Genomic DNA, 23,741 nt, shown 5'->3' with positions numbered 1-23,741 from the left:
CTGGAATCTGTTATTTTACGATATTATCAAACCCTTGCTTTGTTTTTTCTACGGCTTCAAGAGGCGTCATACCATCCGGGTACACTTCCTGCTCAAGCACAATCCACTGAGCACCGCCGTGCTCGACCGTGGCCCGGTAAATTGCTGACCACTGGATACCGTCCTGCCCAATAATGGGTTGTTTGTCGGTATCGCCTTCTGCCACATCAGATTTGAAATGGGTGGTTAACGTGCGCCCGGGATATTGCTTAACAAAGGCAATCGGATCGTGGTCGGCATGAATTGTCCAACCCACATCCTGCTGCAGAATTACTGAATCAGGTGTGTGTTGGGCTAGATAATCGAGGTAGCTGGCCTGCTGATAATCTGCCCACTCCTGAGCGTGATTGTGAAATCCCACTTGCATATCATAAGGGGCGAGCTTGTCGGCTAAAGCGGATAAATCAGCGGCTACTTCTTTTACGCTATCTCCGTCAAAAGCACGATCATCCCATGGCACGATGAGCCACTTTGCGCCTAGCGACTGGTAAAATTCAGCGGTGGCTTCGAACTTGGTTTTTAGTGTTTCCATTGGCACATGCGCACCACTGGCGCTGAGCCCCTGGCTTTTAAGGTACGCTTTAAGCCCCTCTGGGTCCTCGGCGAAAGGACCAAAATCGCCGGCGAACTCAACCCCGTCAAAACCCATTCCCGCAATTTCTTGTAACGTGCCTTTGAAGTCATCCTTCAAGGCATCTTTTACCGACCATAGCTGTACGCTGATTTGCGGCGCGGCAATATCACTGGTCTGCGTAACTTCTTTTGCCTGGTTATCGATAGGTTGTTTTGATTCGCTGCAGCCAGCCAGCAGTAGCCCGGCACTGAAGGTCGAAGTAAGTAACAATTGTTTTGTCGATAGCATCATAAATTATCCTAATCGTCCTGCTTTGACTTCTCTAACCGCGTAGTCAACTGCGCGGGCAGTGATAGCCATAAAGGTGAGTGAAGGGTTGCCTACACCGGTGGAACAAAAGCTGGCTCCATCGGTAACAAATAAATTGTCTACATCGTGGCATTGATTGTAGCCATTTAAAATAGAGGTTTTTGGATCCCGGCCCATTCTGGCTGTGCCGACCTCATGAATAGCGAGCCCGGGGGGCTGGCCTAAAATACGCTGCTGAATATTGGTAAAGCCTGCTTTTTTCATCATTGAGGAGCTAACTTCAAGGGCGCTTTCCATCATGGCATTTTCGTTATCAGACCACCGACAGTTTATATTAAGCTGTGGCATACCCCATTTATCTTTTTTACTGTTGTGCAAGGTAACCTGATTGTCAGGATTGGGCAGCATTTCGCCTTGCGCTTGTAGGCCAATACCCCAGGGGCCCGGGTTGTGCAGGCGCGCTTTAAAGTCTTTACCAAAGCCGTCTCCTGTTCCCATTGACTGCCAATCGGCGCGTGAAGCAGTACCTGCCAGCGCATATCCGCGCTTAAATTGCTTATGATAGCGGCCGGGTTCGTAGTGAAAATTAGGCACGTATAATGAGGCGGGACGCCGGCCGATATAGTATTCGTCTTCGTAGCCTTCTATTGATGCAGTGACCAAGGCATTGTAGTTATGGTCCATCAAATAACGGCCTAAAACGCCTGAACTGTTGGCAATACCATTGGGATAACGCTTTGAAGTACTATTGAGCATAATCTGAGTAGTACCCAGCGTAGAGGCACATAAAAACACAATTTTGGCAAAATATTCGCGAGTGGCAAGGGTGTCATTATCTATCACTCTTACCCCTTTAACCCGATTGGTTTTTTCATCAAAAATCAGGCTTTCGACTACGCTGTTAGGCGCAATATAAAGATTTCCGGTGCGCGCTGCTGCGGGCAGGGTAGCGCTCTGGGTAGAGAAATACGCGCCAAAAGAGCAACCCTTTTGGCATTCGTTACGCACCATACATTGCATGCGACCCAATTCGACCTGAATTTTAGTCGGCTGGGTAAGGTGTGCACAACGGCTTATTATTACCGGCTTATCGGGCTCAACCTGTTTCATTTTGTTAGCAAAATCGCGCTCTGGAGCGGTCATTTCAAATGGCGGTTGCATCTCGCTATCAGGCAATTGCGGCAAATTTTCCTTACTACCACTGATGCCAACAAACTGTTCAACATAACTATACCAAGGGGCTAAATCTTTGTAGCGAATAGGCCAGTCGTTACCGTGACCGTCGCGTTGGTTAGCCAGAAAATCAAACTCGCTCATGCGGTAAGATTGGCGATGCCATAGCAGCGACTTACCGCCTAGCTGATTGGCCCTGATCCAGCTAAAGTCTGTGCCTTCTTCCGTTGCATAGGGATAGTCTCTATCATTGCCGAAAAAGTGTTTGGTGCCATCATGAAAGGCATAACACTGGCGCTGAATGGCGTATTGTTCTTCTACTAAATTGTGCGGAACTTTCGTACGGTTGGGGTATTCCCAGGGCGGTTTAGACTCGGTAATGTAGTCTTTTTGATGTTCAACCACGCGCCCACGCTCAACCATCAAAGTTTTAAGGCCTTTTTCGGTGAGCTCTTTTGCTGCCCAGCCGCCGGTGATCCCCGAGCCTACCACGATGGCATCGTAAACTTCTGACGATTCATTAATGTAAGTTTGTTTTTTCATTACTGCAATTCTTCTTAATAGTAAGCTTTAGAACTATAGGCGCTGCCAATTTTCGACAGTTTAACCGACCCTACAAAACGCCCGGGAACCGCCAGGTAAGTAAGTTCTTTCGTCGCGCCGGGCTGCGATGTGTAATAACCAAAGACGATGAGCCCCTTGAGCACTTTAAATGCATCTTTTTGTATAACACTGAACGGGGCGCTGGCCGCTTCAAGCTTAGTTAAAAGGGCTAATTGCGCGGTCTCGTTTAGCTGGCTAAAGCCTTGTTTATGTTGGTGCACCGCGTGATTGTCTAGTGCGTCCAGCAATGTCACCGCAGCGTGTTGGGTTTGTGTGTCAAATACACTGGATAGCTGTGCATCAATAAAAAAATGACAATTAACCTGAGCCGCCGAGGGCGTGTCGGTAGCCGGTATCGTTAGCTCACAAATCCGGCGAAGTGTTTCTAGCTGTACGGTATTGAGCAGGTTCGGGCTATGGCCGGCGTTTGCCGAGGCTTGCTGAAAAGTATTCGTGATGGCGAGGGAAGGCGTACTAAGAAGTACGCCGGTTGCAGCGCTGCCACATAACAGTGCTGCCGTTTTTAAGAGCTCTCTACGTTCCATATTGGTTGTCTTTCTCCGGTTTTGCCCCGTCGGTAAGCCGCAATCTGTGGATATGACCCCACTGCGCTTCAACACGCTGAGTAAATGTGAATAAAATTAACATTACCGTACGATACGATTAATTGTAACCGGTTTCAATCATATTCTTTTAGTCAGCTATTGGAAATATTTAAAAACAGGGGGAGGGGCCACCGTCGTTTCAACACCATTAGCAGCGGCCTACGCCACTAAAATAGGGGATGGTGGGCTTGTCTGGATATTTTGATAAGAGAAGGTAGTTATGCATAACACGGCAAACGATGAATAAATAGGGCCTGCTAGTGAAATAATATTTAGCGCGCAGTTTCGATGGGATGAATGAAAAATCCTTTTTAATCAAAGCGATGATTTCAACCAGAAATAACCGGTTTCATAAAGTTCACTTTTTTATCGTAGGAGGTGGGCTTTTACCGCTACGTTTATACGGCTTCAGATAAGTCAAAAATAAAATTTTCAGTTTTTTTACTAGCGCTATTAGTGGTGTATAAAACCATGAAAATTATACTTTTAATCTTTATTCGGCAGGATGATGAAAGCGCGTACTTCAGGGTGGGTGTGAAAATTGTGTTATTGAAAAGTGAATCTTTGTGTATTAGAGTGCTTTCGCTGAAAACGGTTACATTGCCAGCGAAGGGACGATATTGAGCGAGCTGCTAACGTGTACTTCGCCGGCGACTTTTACCTGCTAATCAACGGAACACTGAGATGAACATATTAACCAATAAAAAACATAGTTTCCCTTTAAGTGCCTTGGCTTTGAGTATATTTACTGCGTTCACCTGTAGCAGTGCTTTTGCTCAACAATCTACTGTGCCGGAGGATGAAGATATAGAAGTGATTAATGTCAGCGGCATCCGTGGTTCGCAGGAAGCGTCAATATTTAATAAACGCAATGCGGCAACGGTGGTTGACTCAATTGCGGCTACGGACATCGGAAAGTTGCCGGATGTGACCATTTCCGACTCTTTGCAGCGTATTTCGGGTGTACAAATTCGTCGTTCTGCGGGTGAAGGTGCATCGTTAAATATACGCGGTTTGCCCCAGGTGGTAACGCAATTAAACGGCGAGCAATATCTGGGCGCTAATTCTGTTGTGTCTACGCAACCCAATTTCAGCGATATACCTTCCCCGTTATTTCGCGGTGCCGATGTATTCAAAAACGCGACAGCCAATTTAGGTAATGCCGGTATTACCGGTACGGTGAATTTAAAAACCTATCGCCCATTTGACTTTGAAGAGGGTCAGACGGTAAGTGGGACGGCTGAAATTCAGCGCGGGGATGAAACCAAAGAAAGCGATCCGAATGTATCGGCTTTATACAACTGGCAAAACGGTAAAGTTGGCTTTTTGGTTTCCGGGACCTATGCCAATGTTAACCTGGCGAACTCATACAATGGCCTGAATACCGGAAGCCCGGGTGATGCGGGCTGGACCGACCGCACTAACGCTGATGAAATTGGTGCGCCAGGGCGTGATGGCCGGGTAATCATGGGTGCCCAGGGCTTTTCAGCATGGAACCAGGGGACAGAGCGCGAGCGAATTGGTTTTAATACTTCCACCCAGGTTGATCTTGGTGAAGGCTTCGTATTTACCGCCGATCTCTTTTATACCGAACAGGAAGAATTTAACCGTAAGGTAGGGGTTAGCGCGACCAATAAATGGGGCCCGCGAGGCTGGTTTACGCCTACCGAAGAACGGGCCACCGGGGCTATGATCGATGGCGGGGAAATGTACGCATGGCAGCAAGCTGAATTGTACCCATCAAGGTTGAAATCGTTTACTCAAAACGATGTTTATAACAATCAGTCGACCAACATTAATTTGCAACTTGATTATGATAATGGCGGGGCGTTCACCGGCGAGTTCAGAGCTATTATCGGCCGCGCCACCCAGGAACATCGCCATGGTTATAATGAAGGGGATTTGACTAACGGCTCCACCACGCTGGGGCGTACGACCAATCTGGTACCCGCGGATAAGTGCCAAGCGGGAGATACTGTAGTAGGTGATGAAGGTGGTTGCCTGCAAGCAATTAATGCGCTGGGATACAGTGAAAATCCGCATTTAAGCTATGATACGACCGGCGAACATCCCGTGTGGAGTGGCTTTGACCGGCCGCTTGCCGGCGGCTTAGGAAACGGTGCCACTACCGCCGACTATATGGCCAATGTAGACAGTTACAATATTGGTGCTTATAGCTCTGAAGGTAACGAAAACGCGCGAGGCGATATGCACGCGTTTAGCATGAAAGGAAAATATTTGCTGGAAAGCGGCTATATTACCAGTATTGAGGCAGGCGTTCGCTACGGTGATCGCAGCGCCGATTACGAGCGTTATAACCTGTTTTCACCCGTTCAGAGCGCGGGCTGCGAGGCCCAGTGGAAAGCTACCGATGTATTGTTGAGCGCGCCGGCTCCCGCCTGTTCTGATGGCGAACTAGTGAATGGCGAATTTATGCCGTACGCTGCACTGGAACATATAGGGCTGAACCAGAATAATAACGTTATTCAGGTGTCTGATTTTGGCCCGGTTGAAGGAATTCCGGCGGTGTGGGCAGTGGATCCAGCTGATTATGACGACCCCGAAGCTTTCCACAACCGAGTATTTGGTTCGTCGACCAAACAAGTTATACCGGGGAATAGCTTTACCGCAGATATTGCTGAAATGAGCTATTTTGTGCAAGCCAATTTCGAAGGGCTGGACGGTGAGCTTACAGGTAACGTTGGGCTGCGGGTGGTGGAAACCGACCTTAAGGTTAAACAGAATATAGCCGGTGAAAATTTGGCGTACGGTGGTACCGCTATTGATGTGGGAGACGTGGTCACTGAACGTAGTTATACCGATGTGCTGCCGTCACTTAACCTGGCTTACAATTTGAGTGAAAACGTGGTGGCGCGATTGGCGTTTTCTGAAGCAATGACGCCATTGAACCTGAACCAGTATGGTGAAGGTCTACGTTTAAATAACGCCCTGGATTCTGTGGCGGATAGCCCCACCGAGGGCCAGTTTATTGTAACCGGCGGTAGCCTGGCCGGAAATCCAAACCTGGATCCTTGGCGCTCTACCAATTATGACCTGTCAGTAGAGTATTATCCGGGTAAAGCCAGCATGATAAGTGCAGCGATATTCAGAGTCGAAATAGACAGCTTTACTATTTCTGAAACCATAGACATGGAAATGCCTGACGCGGACGGCGTGGTACGGCGTTCGGTGCCTATATCGACCTTAGCACAAGGTGATGGAGGTACTCTGGAAGGGTTTGAAGTGGGTACAAAAATAGCGTTCAGTGATTTTATCGACTCGGACAGCTTGCTGGTGAATTTCGGTATTGATAGCAACTTTACCTATTCGCCAAGCGAAGGGTCTGGTACGGATATATATGGCAACCAAAACATGTTCAATGATAACTCTGAGCGCCAGTTTAACTTTATCGGCTGGTACCAGGGCGACCGGTTTGAAGCGCGGATTGCTTATAACTACCGTAGTGAAAGGCTAGCCGGGCAAGGCGGGTGGGGCGCGCTGAACCTATTCCAGGAAGATACCGCTTATGTTGATGTTTCGGCATCCTATGATATCAACGACATATTTACGGTATACGCTCAAGGTTCGAACATTACCGGCGAATATGAAGATTACTATTTACAGTGGGAAGACCAGTACGCCTTCCAGAACTACTACGAAACCCGCTATATTGTAGGTGTGCGGGCGAAGTTTTAGCAGTAAAAGGCGGCTATAGCTGCACATAGCATTCAATAAGAAGCTCCTTGGGTGCTATTGCTACTATAGCGTTTTGCTCACCAGCCAAAGGCCAGCGCGGGATAATTCAGCGGCTGGCCTTTGTGTTATTTACCCGTCCATGTATGCTTATAGGCTTACGCGTTAATTTATGTTTTTATTGAAAAATATAACGTAAACACGGTAGGTTGAAACAATTCTTTTAAACCAGTGACACATAAATGGCGACAATACGAGATGTATCCCGCGAGTCGGGTCTATCGATTGCTACTGTATCCCGGGCAATCAGTAACCCTGAGATGGTATCCAAACACAGTTTGCAACGCGTTAACGAGGCCATCGAAAAACTTCAGTATAAACCGAATTTAAGCTCGCAAAAGTTTCGCTTGCAGCGAACCAATACCATCGTGGTTTTGGTCCCTAATATCGCAAATTTGTTTTTCGCCCAGCTAATCAGTGGCATCGAAGATGTAGCCGCCCGGCGTGGTTACAATGTGCTATTAGGAGACACCCGTGATAGCGTAACTCGTGAAAGTGAGTTTATTAGCCTGGTGGAAACCCGTCAGGCAGACGGGCTCATTCAGCTGCGGCCACACGACGATGACGCCCCTCTTCCTGATCCAACCATAAAAGCTGTTAATGCCGGAGGTTGTGCAGGTACACCCTATCATTCAGTACGGATAGATAATATTGAAGCGGCCAGCAAAGTAGTGAAATACTTATTGTCATTGGGCCATACCCGTATTGGCGTGATTTCAGGCCTGAGCAACAACCGCCATAGCATAGATCGGCTACAGGGTTACAAACAGGCACTTGAAAGTGCCGGCATTGCGTATGACGACGAGATTATTGTGGAGGGCGATTTCAGCTTATGGTCGGGCTTTAATGCGGTTCAGCATCTTTCCCAGGTGGCAAATAAACCCACAGCACTGTTTTGCATGAGCGACGATATGGCGATTGGTGCAATTAAAGGGCTTAAAGAGAAGGGCTTGCAAGTGCCCGAGGATATTTCGGTAACCGGTTTTGATGATATCGACGTGGCTAATTACTACGATCCCGCACTGACGACAGTACGCCAACCGGCGGTGAAAATAGGCGAAAAAGCGGCTGAACTGCTGTTACAGATGATTGAAGGCGAAACGCCCAAAGTGCAGGAATATATTCTTCCATATGAATTGATTAGCCGTGAAAGCACCAGTGCACCCAAACGCGTATAAGGCCGGCTCAGGCAAGCAGCGATGATCCTGTCTGTAATTGATATTGCGGTAATGGTGGCCTATTTGATGGGCGTAGCCGGGCTTGGCTGGCTGGCCGCCAGACGCAGCGATAAAACCGCAAAAGGGTATTTTTTAGGGTCCAACCGAATTAGCTGGCCCGCGCTTGGATTGTCTAATGCGGCCGGCATGTTTGATATCAGCGGCACCATGTGGATGGTATACCTGCTGTTTGTATATGGTTTGAAAAGTATCTTTATACCCTGGTTATGGCCTAGCTTTAATCAGGTCTTTTTGATGGTTTTTTTATCCCTGTGGTTGAGGCGCTCATCAGTGATGACGGGGGCGCAATGGATTGAGTTTCGGTTTGGGCACAGCCGTGCGGCCCGTTATAGTCAGCTTATAGTAGTGGCCTTTGCGCTTATCAGTGTGTTGGGCTTTCTAGCCTATGGGTTTGTTGGCATTGGGAAATTTGCCAGCGCATTCTTACCTTGGACGCTGCATTCAGATCCGGCAACTAATGCAATATATTACGGGGGCTTGGTAACCCTTTTCACTGCGCTCTATATGCTTAAAGGCGGTATGTTGAGCGTGGTATATACTGAAATTTTACAATTTATCGTAATGACAATGTCCTGCGTGGCGGTAGGCATTATCGCGATAATGCAGGTCACACCAGCGATGTTGGAGGCGGCAGTCCCCCACGGCTGGTCGAACCTTCGTTTTGGGTGGGAGCTAGAGCTTAATTGGCAAGGTATTTTGCCGCAGGTAAATGAACAAATTGCTACAGATGGCTATTCGTTGTTTTCCTTGTTTTTGATGCTGGCCGTATTCAAAGGTATCTTGCAGAGCTTAGCCGGCCCCGCGCCTAATTACGACATGCAGCGCATTTTATCGGCTCGCACGCCAGGGGACGCAGCCAGAATGAGTGGCTTGGTGAGCGCGGTATTACTGATTCCCAGGTATTTGTTTATCACCGGATTAACCGTATTGGCGTTAGTCTATTTAGTGCCAGGATTTCAGCAGCGCGGCGGCTGGATAGACTTTGAAAGTATCCTTCCTTTTGCCATGGCAAATTTTATCCCCACTGGTTTGTTAGGCCTTATTGTGGCCGGGCTACTGGCTACCTTCATGTCTACATTTGCCGCCACTACCAATGCTGCGCCGGCGTATATTATCAACGACGTGTACGAAAAATATATCAATCCCAACGCAACGGAATACACCAAAGTTAAAGCAGGCTTCTGGGTATCACTCCTTTTCATTATAGGTGGTGCCACGCTGGGAATGTTTATGAATAGCCTGAACCATCTCATCATGTGGCTGGGGGCGGCGTTGTTTGGCGGATACACGGCCGCCAACTTACTCAAATGGTATTGGTGGGGCTTTAGCGCTGCAGGTTACTGCTGGGGTATGATGACGGGGATGTCGGCTGCGGTAATTATGATGTTTACTGATATCTCAGCGCTGTATGGCTTTCCGTTTTTATTCGCAGGCTGCCTGGTGGTTAGCGTTATAGCAAGCTTACTAAGCGGCCCCGACGACATGTCGGTGCTTATCCATTTTTATCGAAAAACCAGACCCTGGGGCTGGTGGGGACCGGTGCATCGACAGGCGATAAAGCATTACCCTACCTTAAAACCTAATCGAGCATTTAAGCGTGATAGTGTGAATGTTGGCGTAGGCCTTATTTGGCATACATCACTAACTGCCGCGCCAGTGTTATTGGTTATTCAGCAATGGCTACCCTTTAGCCTCGCCGCTGCCACCGCTGTGATAACGTCGGCATGGTTAAAGTATCAGTGGTGGGACCATTTACAGGACTGGCCAGATGATCTAAATGATGAGTAAACTGGCGTAGACGGGGTAGGGCACATTTAAACGAAAAGCCATCAAGATTCATAGGACATCCATTCGGATTCATAGGAAAGATTCATAGGACATCCATTCGAGCCTATTCGACTACTCACCAGGCACCCATTCAAGGGTTCATAGGACATCCACTCGAGCCCGGATTCAAGATACATAGGACACCCATTCGAGAATTCAATCTAGTACTCACAAGACACCCATTCGAGTACTCACAAGACACCCATTCGAGAATTTAATCTAGCGATGCATGGGACTACTATAAGACACCCATTGAGATTCATAGGACATCCACTCGAGCCTATTCGACTACTCACCAGGCACCCATTCAAGAGTTTAATCTAGCGATGCGTGGGACTACTACAAGACACCCATTCGAGAGTTTAATCTAGCGATGCATGGGACTACTACAAAACACCCATTGTAGTAGTTCCCTGTAATAGCCCTGGCTAAACCTATGTGTAGGGTACCTCGGAGCAAACGCCTAAGCGGATAAAAAGTAAAATTGAAACGCTATAATGCAAATGATAACAATTATCAGTTGCAATAATAATGTAAAGGTTTTACTGTTTTAAACAGGAGGACGAACTATGCATATCAATTTTTTGTGTTCTAAACATACTGACTGGGTCTACAGTCACCCTGCGGACGCTATCCACTTTCTGGCCAGAGACGAGCTGCAGGGAACCATGCTATTTATGGATGGGAATTATCGCGACGCTATAGCGTATCTCGGCTGTGCCTTCGACATTTGTGCTATTTTACTTGAGGTTGAAGAAGGGCAGAATAATAAGCTTATTGAAAAAGCGCAGACAATTTCTGTTTTCCTATGCTCTGCTTACGATAGGCTCAAACTAAAAGAGTATCGGTGTGCTGTGGAAGACCGCACCGCTATGCTGATGGTCGCGGTTACCAGAAGCCCAAAGATTTCCGTGACATCTCCATTTTCCTCACAGAACAAATAGTCAGAACGCCTTAGCCGAAGCGCCATTATATGGGCCAGCATCGTATAGCCACGATGCCTGCCTTTGCATGTGTCAACTGTCAGGTACCTACGGCGTCGGGTGAGGCGGTTGACAATAATAACAGCACGTCAAATGTGATTGGTTATAAAAATTTCGATAATCTTCAGCCTGAGCGCAGCGACAATAAATATTCGGAGAATTCCTTGAGGAGATCTTGCGGGTAAATTTCATAGCTCCCATTATTTTCTGTTAAAAATAGCATGCAGGATAAGTACAGTTAACTATAAATCGCCTTAGCTATATTCGAATCGCTAACTGCGTGCTAGAGAGAACAATTCAATATTCAGCGATACTCTCTATCTGTAATTGACCCCTTGCGCTACTACTTATTTGTATGCCAACTTCACTACTTACTTTTCGATTAGAGCTTAAACGATACAGCGAATGTGAATATATACGAAAAAATGTTAATTAAATGATAAATATTAAGCTTAAATGTTTGTTAAATGTCCTTAAACAAAAAATTATCAAATTGTTCGCTCAAATACCAACCAATCGCGATGAGTTGATATTGCAGGTCGTACCACTTCCCCGTAATCTCTGTCTTAGTATGCGCGCCTGAATATAAACTATTAGCTGTTAACACATCGTTTATTCAGTGTGCAGTCTTTAAAATATAAAAACCAGAGAGCTTCATGTTTAGACATTCAAAATTATTCTTATCAGTTGGTGTGGCCGTGTCATGCCTATCTTCTTCGGTTTTCGCTGCTGGCTTCCAAGTCAATGAACACAGTGCCAATGGCTTAGGCCGGGCTTTTGCTGGACAAGCTGCAACACCAGAAAACGCGTCGGTATTAGCAACAAATCCGGCGGCCATCGGCGTGTTCGAGAAAACACAGTTAAGCGGCGCAATCAGTTTTATCGACCCGAACGTTGATGTGGCAGGCCAGTCTACCTCCACCGCGCTTACGCCAGCCGGAAGAGTGACTGTAGCTCAAGTCGAAGCGTCAGAAGATAATATCGCCGATACAGCTATCGTTCCTGCTTTCTTCTATATCACGCCTATCGACGATGAGCTCTCCTTTGGTCTGGGTGGGTTTACGACCTACGGTTTACGCACCGACTACGGAAGCGACTTTGGCGCGCTTAATTTTGCTGATACAGCAGAGGTTAAGTCATTTACGCTAAATCCAACACTAGCTTATAAAGTTAGCGATACCTTGCGAGTTGGTTTTGGTGTGGGTGTCACTTATGCTGATGCTGAAATAAGCTCTGCCTTACCTGATTCATTAACGCCTATTGTAGAGCAAGGTTTGAGTGCTGAGATGGGAACGGCGATCACGCTTCCGGAAAATGCATCTATTTTGAAACTCGAAGGTGATGATTGGGGCTTTGGGTGGAATGCGGGTATTTTCTGGCAACCGACTGAGATGACGAATGTAGGTTTGTCTTACCGTAGTGAAACAAAACTTGAGCTGGATGGTGAAGTAAGTTCAATATTGGCGGCCAACCTCAATCAGCCTGGTAGCCTTGATTTAAACCTTGCTGCCATAACTGAACTAGCGGTCAATCAAAAAATAACTAACCAGTGGTCTGTTCAAGCAAGTGTAGTCTTCACAGATTGGAGTACCTTTGAGAAACTTGAAGCGAATCTACAAGATGGCACTGACCAGTTGATCAAACAAGAAAACTTTGATGATTCATGGCGCGGTGCTCTGGGCGTAACTTATATTCTCAACGATGAATTTACCTTACGTGCAGGATACGCTTACGATGATGGCGTGGTCACTACTGAGAACCGTTCATTGAGTATCCCGGATACTGATCGTCATTGGGTCACAGGTGGTCTTACTTACAATATGAGTAAAGAAACCTCTGTTGATTTTGGCTACGCCTACATCAATGGTCGTGAGGCTGATATCAACAAAACCCGTGCACTGGGTGAAACCGGCATTGAGTCTACAATGGTGGGTACACAATCAGCGAACGCGCACATCCTAAGTGTTCAGGTAAACACTAGCTTCTAAACTATATTGGTTAGTTGATTACCTGTTTATTAGGCCAGCCATAACAAGGCTGGCCTTTTTATGTTAGTTCGGCTTCGCATCTCTGGTTAGCTGAGCTATATGTAAACCTCCTCTAATTATGGGCGCAACTAATGAGGGGGGGGTTACATATACCCGATACCTTTTTTGGAAATGGAAATGGAAATGGAAATGGAAATGCCTAACCTAACAGTCGTTGTGCATTACGTCTGTCGGCAATACGACTGAGATTATGATTGTTGCGATACCGCAGCAAACTTTCCATATCCCCTGCGGCCCGGTGAAAACACTGCTCAAAACCCTGCGTCAACGCTAACCATTGCTCCGGTTTCAGTCCTAACTGATGTAAGAGGGGCGCCAACGTATCGCTAAGGCAGGATTTGCCTTTTATCTTAAAGCGGCCTGTAGTGTTTATCAGTTCCAGATAATCAGTAAAGCTAAATGGTATACAAGAACGGGATGGGCACAGTGTTGTTTGGTCATTAAAGGCCATTAAGGGTGCCACCGGGCGCTGACGGTGGCTATGGCGTAGCCGGTGACGAATGCTGGTATACAACGACGCTGCGGGCGTGGAGGCAATGCCCGCGCGAACCGGATTAAGGTCTACATAGGCCATGCAGGCTAACAACGCCGTGTCACTTAATAATGCCTGGGATTTAAAGCGTCCTTCCCAGAACCGCCCGGTACACTCATCTTCCTGATTGGCCTGACGTGCGATGTACTCATTAAGCGCCCGCATAAACCAACTGATGTCGGCTAACCGCTCTCGCCAAATACCAGCGGTGGCTTCCACCGTAGCCACTTCTGCCTGAGACAGGCTTCGACGCTGCTGCGGACAAAGGTATTTAGCACTTAGCAATGTGCCTTTATATAAGCGGTGCCAGCGCTGTAATACTGCCACTGTAGTCAGGGTATCCGCCAGGGGCTTATCAATATGCAGTACCACATGAGTGTGGTTACTCATCACTGCATAGGCACATACATCGATAGCAAAGATACCCGCAAGAAAATGCAGTCGCTTTTCAACCCAGGCGCGGCGATGCTCGTAACTGTGGCCGGTCAGGACATCGTTACCACATAGCCAGGCACGCCTTACGCAGCGTGATATACAGTGATAATAAGGCGTATCATTGAGGCAAATCTGGGTCTTTCTGGCGCTGGGCATAACAATAAATACAGTTGAAAGTATTAAGGCCAGTATAGGCTTAAAGCGGGCAATGACTACGGTTCAAAAGATCAGGTTATGCTGTAAAAGAGGGCGGGGGATAGGCAATTGATGAAGAGGTTGTTACTCGAAAGCCAAGAGTGGGTGTATTTCCTACGTCTAACTGATGAGCTCTTCCCAATGTCCTTACCGAGAAGCCCGGGTGGATGTCCTACCAAAGCTTTTGTTAACAAAAAGCCAGAAATGGGTGTCTGACCTGGGCCTGTAATAGATGTCTTCCCTACTTCTAACCGACGAGCCCTTACCAACGTGCTTACAGGGAGGACCGGCGTGGATGTCTTACCAAAGCTTCTCTACGTCAGCTATGGATGTCTCAGTAAACTACGCTACTTCTAACCGACGAGCCCTTACCAATGTGTTTACAGGGAGGACCGGCGTGGGTGTCTTACCAAAGCTTCTCTACGTCAGCTATGGATGTCTCAGTAAACTACGCTACTTCTAACCGACGAGCCCTTACCAATGTGTTTACAGGGAGGACCGGCGTGGGTGTCTCACCAAAGCTTCTCTACGTCAGCTATGGATGTCTCAGTAAACTGATCGAGTAAATAGATGGATGTCCCAAAGCGTTATCTCAAAGGATTATCTCGACCAATTAGGGGGATCACGTGTCGCTCATTTGCGGATTTAGGCGATTGGTTCTACAGTTTCATGCAGTGTATGTGCTTTATCCATTTTTTATCCAGTTTTACGCATCGTATCAAGACTTTCACGCACCATCTCATGCCTTACCGTTTTCTTAATGCTTAAAATGACTACTCTTGATTTATAATCATTACGGAAACAGTAAGTTTGTCAGCATTTAAAGGCCTCGAAAGGAGTTCGTATTATGGCATCCCAGAAGAACATGCCAATAACTCAGCCCAAATCTATCGACTATGTTAAAGCATCTATGCTGGTCAACGCAGCGTTTGATATTTCAAAAGATCCGATATTTATCAAAAATACGCAAGGTTGCTTCGTTCATGTGAACGATGCGTTCTGTCAGGTCTATGGACTGGAGAAAAAAGACCTTATTGGGGATGAGGATGAGCCTCGCTCAGTGCCATATTCATCCAAAGAGCTACTTGCCCAGGAGCGTGAGATACTCATCTCGGGCAATGAAACCGTAGCCGAGGAAAGTGTAACCGTTAAGGGGCAGCCGACAAAAACCATTCTCACCCGTAAGTACCGCTTTACGGCGCCAGATGGAAATAAGTATATAGTGGGTATTGGGCACGATATCACCCCATACAAACTGGCAGACAAACGTGAAAAAAACCGCGCGCATGTGCTGGAACTTATTACCGGGGGAGAAACGTTACCCACTATACTGGAAGCTATAGTACGCGGGGTAGAGCTTGAAAACTCCGATATGCTATGCAGTGTGCTTTTATTAGATGATGCTGGTAAGCATCTGTTGAGCGGAACGTCTAATCTACCTGAGTTTTATAATCGGGCTGTACACGGCTTAGCCATTGGCATAGGCGCCGGGTCGTGTGGTACGGCAGCATTCCTTAACGAACGGGTGATTGTAGACGATATCCAAACTCATCCTTACTGGGCGCCCTATAAAGAGATAGCCCAAAAAGCTGGCCTTGGTGCCTGTTGGTCGGAACCTATACGCTCTACCACCGGTCGGGTTCTAGGGACTTTTGCGATTTACCATAGTACTGTAAATTACCCATCAGACGCTGATTTAGCCACCATCGAACAGACTGCTTCATTAGCCAGTATTGCCATTGAGAAAAAGCAGGCGCAGGAGAACCTTAAACGGGCGGCGAGTGTTTTTACCCACGCCAATGAAGGTATCATTATTACAAACGCTGCAGGTGATATTATTGAGGTAAATCATACTTTTACCAGAATCACTGGTTACACGCAGGAAGATGTCCTTGGATGCAACCCAAGAATCCTTAAGTCAGATCGCCACCCACCCGATTTTTATAAGGATATGTGGGCCGAAATTCTAGACAATGGACATTGGCGTGGAGACATTTGGAACCGCCGTAAAAATGGAGAAGTGTATCCCGAAACGATTACAGTAAGTGCGGTTAAGGATGCCAACGATGTGGTGCAGCATTATGTCTCTTTATCCACCGATATTACTTCCATAAAAGCTAACCAAGAAAAGCTGGAACGGATAGCGCACTACGATTTATTGACTAACTTACCTAACCGGGTATTGCTGGCCGACAGGCTGAACAGAGCAATGGCTGAGTGCAAGCGCTATGGTAAATCGTTGGCGGTAGCATTTATGGATTTAGATGGTTTTAAAGCTGTAAACGATACCTACGGTCATACCGTTGGTGACGAGCTTCTTATCGCAGTATCCCAGCGCATTACATATGCGCTACGTGATGGAGATACGTTGGCCAGGATAGGCGGTGATGAGTTTATTGCAATTTTAGTGGACCTTGAAAAGTTCGAAGATGGTGAGCGGGTTATCAAGCGTCTGCTAAAAGCCGCGTCGGCGCCATTATCGATAGGAAAAACCCAGGTTCAGGTTTCTGCCAGTATCGGTATTACGCTATACCCCCAGGATGGCGTTGATGCTGAGCAGCTAATGCGCCATGCAGACCAGGCTATGTACGTAGCAAAACAGGCGGGCAAAAACCGCTATCATCAGTTTGATACGGCGCAGGAAGACGCCATTAACTTTCAGCACAAAAGTATCGATAATATACGGCTGGCTCTCGTAAATAATGAATTTACGCTCCACTATCAGCCGAAAGTGAATATGCGAACCGGCGAAATCATCGGAGCAGAAGCGCTGTTACGCTGGCAGCATCCTAATCAGGGGATCATACCTCCGCTGGCATTTTTACCCGCTATTGAAGAGCATTCAATTAGTTTGACACTAGGGGAGTGGGTCATAGATGAGGCGCTGAGCCAAATAACCCGCTGGCAAGCTGTAGGCATACATTTACCCGTAAGTGTCAATATTAGTGCATACCAGCTTCAGCAAGGTAATTTTACCGAGCGTTTATCGGCGCTTCTTGCTGCACACCCTGAGGCAAAAGCTAACTGGCTGGAGTTAGAAATATTGGAAACCAGTGCGCTACAGGATACCAGTCAGGTTTCGGCCACTATGCATGCATGTCACGCATTGGGTGTTCGCTTTTCGTTAGATGATTTTGGCACCGGGTACTCGTCTTTGACTTATCTGAAACGCTTGCCAGCTTATCTGATAAAAATTGATCAAAGCTTTGTGCGCACTATGTTGGATGACCCGGATGATCTTGCCATTATCGAAGGGGTGATAGGTTTAACGAAAACATTCAAGCGACAAGTTATCGCTGAGGGTGTGGAAACTCTGGCTCATGGCAAAGCCTTACAAAAACTGGGTTGTGAGTTGGCGCAAGGCTACGGCATAGCCCGACCCATGCCAGCAGCTAATATCCCTCAATGGTGCACCAATTGAGGAGCAACCGGGGCATGGCTGGCATAATGTAGTGGGTATAGTATTCCACAGCAGATTAACTATTTCCGCGGGCCGATAACCCGGCTCCCAACCTGTTAACCAAATTAGCTAGCTATAAAAAACACCCGTAAGTGTTGGGCTAGCTGTTCTGCACGGTGAAAAGCTTCAGAAGGTTAAGCCGTAAAAACACTAAAGAAGACCAGGGTAGAGCTAGCTGTTAACGTGAGGCTACTAAACGCCAACTGCTCAAAAGCTATAGTTAAACATTTCTAAATCCGGCGCAAAATGCGCTGCCACAATGTCTATGGTAGCTTGATCGTAATATTGCTTGTAATTTTTGTGGTTAGATTTTTTTACATGAGGCAGGCTGGTGTTTTTACCTATCTTCTGCAGTACGTTATTAAAGTCGCCGTTTAAATTTTCAAAATAAATAATCTCGTTAACTACCACCGCGCCGTTTTCATCGTTAATCCACTCTGTTTGTGGCATAAACATTTTAGGTTTGTCGTGATAGGCTGGATTTTTGTCTTTATAAGCAAGCTCCACCCATTCGGTAAACCCTATGGGTTTATCGCCCAATTGAGTCTGGTTGGTTTTTATACGATAGTGGTAGTGAGAAACCACCTTATCGAATGGATTTCTAACCACGGTAAACGACAGTTTTTTGTTCCAGCTTTCCCGGCCTATTTCAGCAATTTTTTCCCGCGCGGTTTTATGTTCGAAAGGTAAGTTAAGCGCCTTTTCAACACTGCTTCCGCCTGTTTTGTTTATATGTATAAAAACAAAGTCATCAAGATGGCGATGCTTAAGCGAATAGATTCTTTGTTTAGCTTTTTCTACAATTGAAGACATTGACGCTATTATTTCCTTTAGCTGATAACTTATTGCGGCATATCAAAAATTAATATCCCAAAGTCGATATCGTGCGTAACGATATCGACTTCATAGGTACGCGCGACGTGCTGAAAACTCACAATAACCTAGCGTGTTTTAACAACCTTCAATATCGCAGTTTTAACCGCAACACTCAATATTTAAAACGCTGCTAAGATGCGTGAATTAAATGAGAAACATCAAATTGCAACCACCAGGCAGGAGGATTCGAATGGCGCTCACTCCCTGTGGCGCTAAGTATAATAGCAACACAATTTACCAGACTCTGTTGAGAAAGAACGGAGTAAAAAAGAAAACTTATAAAACAATGTAATACGCATATTCCATACCTACCCTCCGCGGTACAATTGGGGCGCTACCGGGCAGGTGTACCCAGTCCACGGTTTCCTCGGATTCGCAGTTCAAGGTACCTCATGATATCCCGCCATGACACAATACCGATAGGGCAGGCGTTGACGTCAATAACGGGGAGGCAGGATATTTTATGAGAGTTGAACAAATGTAGCGCGTGAGATACTGAGACTTCACCGGTAATTGTAATCAGATTACGTGCCATAATTTGATGCGCCCGGCGATGTAACGTGGCCCGGTCGCAACGCCTTTCACCTGGCGTGTTCAGGAATGGACTGATGGTCCGCAGCAAGTCGCGATCTGAAATTACCCCTGTAAGGCGGTGACTTTCTACAACCAGCAAATGACGGAAGCCAGTTTTTTCAAACAGCTCCTGAATAGTCGCAAAATTGTCATCCATGTTAACAGTGACTAATTTGACGGACATGATGTGTTCAATATGCATTAAGGTCAGCTTAAAAAATCAACAAACCTACTGAAAGTATAGCGTTTAAATTCCAGGGAGGTTGAATTTCGTACGTCATATGCTTGATCACGTGCTAATATCAAATTTTTAACAACTACAATAAACTTCATAATGAAAACGTTTAACCCTATAAATAAAGTTTCGGCGATATTGTTGTTATTGATAAGTACCTGTGCCATTGGAAATCCAGTTGGTGAAGCCCAAAGGCTTTATTCGCCCCTACCAGACGAGGTCATCCCAGCATTAAGTAAAGCGGGAAAATGGCCAGTAGCTGTGCGTACTATTACGGTTGTAAATAAAGCCCATTATCCGTTATTCGAAAAAGAGCAAAAGCCTCGCGAACTGGTACTTGAGGTATGGTATCCAGCGAGTCAGCAAGGTGAACCTGCTTTATACGAAAATGTAATGCGTAGCCACACACCGTTTTCCATTATAGGTAGCGCTAGCCGGGATAGCGAGCCAGCCAAAGGCTCGTACCCTCTCATTATTTTATCCCACGGTTACACGGGCTATCGACATCTTATGTATTACCTGGCAGAACATCTGGCCAGTCATGGATATGTGGTCGCAGCTATCGACCATACTGATTCAACAAATCAGGACATAAATATACAGGAATCCCCTTACGCTGGCTTTCCCAGTACCTTATATAACCGTTCGCGGGATCAACAGTTCGTCTTAGAGGCACTAACTGAGCATACTCAGTTCAGTGCTGTTATAGATGATAGCAAGGTAGGTTTAATTGGTTATTCAATGGGTGGTTATGGTGCAGTAGCCACGGCGGGCGGTTGCTATGCTTTTGACCAACAGAGCGTAGCGACGTTTACTGGGGTGACGGATGCCAAGACCGCAGCCGGCATTGCTAAAAAATTGAATACCTGTAGTGGTGGTAACCAAACTGAGCCTGATGGGCGTTGGGCGGCGGTAGTAGCTTTAGCACCTTGGGGCGGGCAGCATCAGCTTTTTTCACCTAAATCACTAAACAACATAGCTGTTCCGATACTTTACGTGGTAGGGGAATTCGATGATATTTCTGGCTACGACGGGGTCACGTGGCTGTATAAACAAACTCAGAACAATCAGACAAAATTACTAACGATAGATAATGCGCGGCATAATATTGCAGGGCATCCTGCGCCAGCTGAAGCCTACAACCACGAGCTGGACCTTGGTCACTACTATGAGCCAGCGTGGCAAACTCAGGCATTAAATAATATTGTTCGCCACTTTTCGTTAGCACAAATGAACTGTTACCTTAAAGACCAAAAGCAATCATGTAAGTACCTGGCAGTACAGGGAAATAGTAATGAGGTAGACGCAGAAGGAAAAACTACACCAGCATGGCCAGGCTTCAATAAGCGCTATGGTCTGGGGTTAAGGATGGACAGCAAGTAACTCTTTTAATGTAGGCCCCTCCTGCTAAATGGTTGAAATAACCAGGTAGCAGAATTTGATGGCGATAACCTGTAAACATGTTATCGGACTTTAGCAAGACCGCTACCCGAGCTTAAGTTGATTGATGAGTTGGTTGGTAAGATGGTTGGTAAGACACCCATGAGATTTGTTGTAGAGGGTGTCCCTTCAATCTCATGTAAATTCCTATGGGTGTCTTACTAACTCTTTAGCAGGACAGCCACCCAAATATAAGATTGTTGGTAAGACACCCATGAGATTTGTTGTAGAGGGGTCGCTTCAATCTCATGTAAATTCCTATGGGTGTCTTACTAATTCTTTAGCAGGACAGCCACCCAAAAATAAGATTGTGGGTAAGACACCCATGAGTCTTGTTGTAGTGGGTGTCTCACAAATACCTTACTAATTCTTTAGCAGGACAGCCACCCAAATATAAGATTGTTGGTAAGACACCCATGAGATTTGTTGTAGAGGGGGTCCCTTCAATCTCATGTAAATTCCTATGGGTGTCTTACTAATTCTTTAGCAGGACAGCCACCCAAAAATAAGATTGCGGGTAAGACACCCAGGAGTCTTGTTGGAGTGGGTGTCCCTTCAATCCCTTGATAAGACACCCATGAGGCGTGTTGTAGTGGGTGCCTCACAAATACCTTCATTAACCCAAGATTGGCGGGTTAGGTACAAGCTGCACAGCGGCTAGCGTGTGTCAGACTTCGGTAACGGTATAAATAAGGCAGGTTTGAGGAAATAGCACTGGTAGTTGCATGCCATGTTCCGCCAGCGCCTGGGCGCTGAAGACTTGCCCTTCAACCGCTTGTAGTACTGATCCCGAATATTCTTTTAATGTTTCTGGCCATACCCGCGTTAAACGATACTGCTTTTCGGGATCTAAGCCGTGAAAATAGAATCGTCCAGGGGTAGTACGCGGTGTTTCTTTAATACTGTTGTAGGAAAATATGCCCTGGCTTTTGTCTTTCGATACATAACCAAAACTGACATTTAGTCCGTCGTCATCACTTCTGAACACATCACCGCTATGTATAAGCTCACGGTAAGATTTATACAAGGTAATTGCATTGGTCAGCACCTGCCGTTCATGTTCGGTAAGCTCGCGCGGGTCCATCTCAATTCCCATATGGCCGAACATTGCTACCGCAGCGCGCAGCTCAATCGGTAAGTGCCGGCCAGTGATATGGCAGTGGCGTGGGCCTACATGCGCTCCCATTACCTCACTGGGAAAGAAAAACGAACATCCGCGCTGAATATACAAACGGTCTAAAGCATCGTTGGAATCCGAGGTCCAGAAGCGGTCCGTATGGTTCAATATACCCAGATCGACCCGGCCACCACCGGAACAACAGCTTTCGATTTCAAGGTGAGGATGGGCTGCTTTAACCTTATCAATCAAGCTATACAATGCTTCAATCTGGCCGTGCATCGCGGGTTTGCCGAGGTGATTACCCGGATGATTTACGTCACGGTTCATATCCCATTTTATATAACGTATTTTGGGATAGGTGGACAAAACATCGTCAATAACCTTGAACAAGTATGTCACTACCTCAGGATTGGTTAAATCCAGAACAAACTGATTTCGAAAGGGCACTTGCGGATTTTTAGCCGTATGCAGCGCCAACTCCGGGTGCGCGCGATACAAATCAGAGTCAGGATTAACCATTTCCGGTTCAAACCAGATACCAAACTCCATGCCCAAATCGGTAACATGGTCAATTAAACTGCCTAAGCCTTGAGGATAAATTGTTTTATCTACGGTCCAATCGCCTAAACCTGCTTTGTCGTTACGCCGGCCCTTAAACCAGCCATCATCCAGTACAAAACGCTCAATTCCCAAAGGCGCGACGGCGTCTGCTAGGGCTTTTAAGGTTTTCTCGTCATGATCAAAGTAAATACCTTCCCAGGTATTGTAGTGCACAGGCCGTGGGGCAGATTGTGCTGAATGGGTTAATATATTGCTTCGAATATAACGATGAAACTGTTGCGATAGTAATGAAAAGCCCTGAGGCGAATAAGCGGCGTACAGCACCGGGCTTTGATAGCTTTCACCGCGTTGTAATACCACTTCGCCGGGCAATAAAAGTTCACCAAACTGGACGTAGCGCCGGCCGTCAGCCATCAACTCTGCGCGTAGCTTATGATTAGCCGAGGCCCCTAAATGGTAGCCATAGCACTGTCCGCTTTGTTCATCACTGTGCTTAGCATAGGCAATAAGGCCAGGAAAACAGTCGTGAGATGTTTTTCCGCGCCGGTTCTCTCTTACATAACTACCCATAAATAAGTCATGATCCTGGGTTTGGAATTCGTTCGACCATCGTCCTTCAAAGCCGCGAATAGCCGACACGCTAGCAGGCAATTCCAGGGTGGCGGCGTTAAGGTAATGTAAATTAACTGCCTGCCGGCTATGGTTAGTTAATTGCGTTTGGAAGGTACATACACTGGTTTGCGCATCAAGCACCACTGAAATAATCAGCGCCAGCCCGCGTGATTCATCCTGCAGCGTAAAGGTGGCCTGTAGTTCATCACTGTTAACCTGGGTAAGGCTAAAGCCGGCCGCCCAGATATCTGCCTCTCCTGATACTTCTAGCCCCGGGGCGCCAGTGAATCCTTCGCCGTGGGTGGGAACCAGCGCCACAGGTGGTTCAATGACCGGCGCACACTTGGCCTCCTGACGCGTGCTTAACCCTGCTAACATTTGCGGCGTAGTGCCTGCCTGTAAAGGCTTGCCGTGATACAACAAGGTAGGCACGCGGCCTTTACACTCAAAAACAAGGGTAGTATGGGCGTTATGTAACGTAACAAATGCGGGCAGTGCGGTCATAGGAGCCTCTTACTATTAATCTAATGTTAAAAATTCGCTCACGACT

General features: G+C 46.7%; 14 protein-coding genes. 7 read left to right on the top strand and 7 right to left on the bottom strand.

The window, feature by feature from the left end:
* Positions 1-10: 10 nt before the first annotated feature.
* Genes D0Y50_RS12010 through D0Y50_RS12000 form a run of 3 tightly spaced genes read right to left on the bottom strand, consistent with a single transcriptional unit; the run spans position 11 to position 3,243 of the window.
* Positions 11-904: a sugar phosphate isomerase/epimerase family protein gene (locus tag D0Y50_RS12010; RefSeq protein WP_108568230.1), complete on the bottom strand. Its 894-nt coding sequence runs from the start codon at positions 902-904 to the stop codon at positions 11-13.
* Positions 905-907: 3 nt separating this feature from the next.
* Positions 908-2,638, bottom strand: a complete 1,731-nt coding sequence (locus tag D0Y50_RS12005) for a GMC oxidoreductase (protein WP_108568229.1) — start codon at positions 2,636-2,638, stop codon at positions 908-910.
* Positions 2,639-2,652: 14 nt separating this feature from the next.
* A complete protein-coding gene (locus tag D0Y50_RS12000) occupies positions 2,653-3,243 on the bottom strand; it encodes a gluconate 2-dehydrogenase subunit 3 family protein (RefSeq protein ID WP_108568335.1) in 591 nt (196 codons plus the stop codon).
* A 744-nt stretch (positions 3,244-3,987) separates the two neighbouring features.
* Between D0Y50_RS12000 and D0Y50_RS11990 the strand changes: the two genes are divergently transcribed.
* The 5 genes from D0Y50_RS11990 to D0Y50_RS11970 all read left to right on the top strand — a co-directional run bounded on the left by D0Y50_RS11990 (position 3,988) and on the right by D0Y50_RS11970 (position 13,092).
* The gene (locus D0Y50_RS11990) at positions 3,988-6,999 is read left to right on the top strand and encodes a TonB-dependent receptor (protein WP_117317162.1); all 3,012 of its coding nucleotides are present in this window, start codon (positions 3,988-3,990) and stop codon (positions 6,997-6,999) included.
* Between the two features lie 239 nt (positions 7,000-7,238).
* Entirely contained in the window at positions 7,239-8,234 is a 996-nt protein-coding gene (locus D0Y50_RS11985; protein ID WP_108568226.1) for a LacI family DNA-binding transcriptional regulator, read from the top strand.
* 21 nt (positions 8,235-8,255) lie between these two features.
* A complete protein-coding gene (locus tag D0Y50_RS11980; protein ID WP_117317160.1) occupies positions 8,256-10,082 on the top strand; it encodes a sodium:solute symporter family protein in 1,827 nt (608 codons plus the stop codon).
* A gap of 608 nt (positions 10,083-10,690) precedes the next feature.
* Positions 10,691-11,065: a hypothetical protein gene (locus D0Y50_RS11975; protein ID WP_108568224.1), complete on the top strand. Its 375-nt coding sequence runs from the start codon at positions 10,691-10,693 to the stop codon at positions 11,063-11,065.
* 695 nt (positions 11,066-11,760) lie between these two features.
* The gene (locus tag D0Y50_RS11970; protein WP_108568223.1) at positions 11,761-13,092 is read left to right on the top strand and encodes an OmpP1/FadL family transporter; all 1,332 of its coding nucleotides are present in this window, start codon (positions 11,761-11,763) and stop codon (positions 13,090-13,092) included.
* A 199-nt stretch (positions 13,093-13,291) separates the two neighbouring features.
* Here the strand turns inward: D0Y50_RS11970 and D0Y50_RS11965 are convergent, their stop codons facing one another.
* A complete protein-coding gene (locus D0Y50_RS11965) occupies positions 13,292-14,275 on the bottom strand; it encodes a transposase (protein ID WP_117317158.1) in 984 nt (327 codons plus the stop codon).
* 886 nt (positions 14,276-15,161) lie between these two features.
* On the opposite strand from D0Y50_RS11965, the gene D0Y50_RS11960 reads away from it, so the two are divergent.
* The gene (locus D0Y50_RS11960; RefSeq protein WP_232366250.1) at positions 15,162-17,735 is read left to right on the top strand and encodes an EAL domain-containing protein; all 2,574 of its coding nucleotides are present in this window, start codon (positions 15,162-15,164) and stop codon (positions 17,733-17,735) included.
* 246 nt (positions 17,736-17,981) lie between these two features.
* Here the strand turns inward: D0Y50_RS11960 and D0Y50_RS11955 are convergent, their stop codons facing one another.
* Together D0Y50_RS11955 and D0Y50_RS11950 are read right to left on the bottom strand one after the other, a co-directional pair.
* Entirely contained in the window at positions 17,982-18,587 is a 606-nt protein-coding gene (locus D0Y50_RS11955) for a sulfotransferase family 2 domain-containing protein (protein WP_108567076.1), read from the bottom strand.
* Positions 18,588-18,984: 397 nt separating this feature from the next.
* Complete coding sequence (locus D0Y50_RS11950) at positions 18,985-19,425, bottom strand: CBS domain-containing protein (RefSeq protein WP_108567077.1); 441 nt, start codon at positions 19,423-19,425, stop codon at positions 18,985-18,987.
* A 132-nt stretch (positions 19,426-19,557) separates the two neighbouring features.
* Between D0Y50_RS11950 and D0Y50_RS11945 the strand changes: the two genes are divergently transcribed.
* Positions 19,558-20,841: an alpha/beta hydrolase family protein gene (locus D0Y50_RS11945; protein WP_108567078.1), complete on the top strand. Its 1,284-nt coding sequence runs from the start codon at positions 19,558-19,560 to the stop codon at positions 20,839-20,841.
* A 724-nt stretch (positions 20,842-21,565) separates the two neighbouring features.
* Here the strand turns inward: D0Y50_RS11945 and D0Y50_RS11940 are convergent.
* Positions 21,566-23,695 (bottom strand): alpha-galactosidase, encoded by a 2,130-nt coding sequence (locus tag D0Y50_RS11940; protein ID WP_117317156.1) that lies wholly within the window; start codon positions 23,693-23,695, stop codon positions 21,566-21,568.
* Positions 23,696-23,741 lie beyond the last annotated feature (46 nt).

Origin of the sequence: Salinimonas sediminis (assembly GCF_003429285.1) — a bacterium.
GTDB classification, from domain to species: domain Bacteria; phylum Pseudomonadota; class Gammaproteobacteria; order Enterobacterales; family Alteromonadaceae; genus Alteromonas; species Alteromonas indica.
Note: the sequence above shows the minus strand (reverse complement) of the source record. Positions and strands in the feature narration are given on the sequence as shown.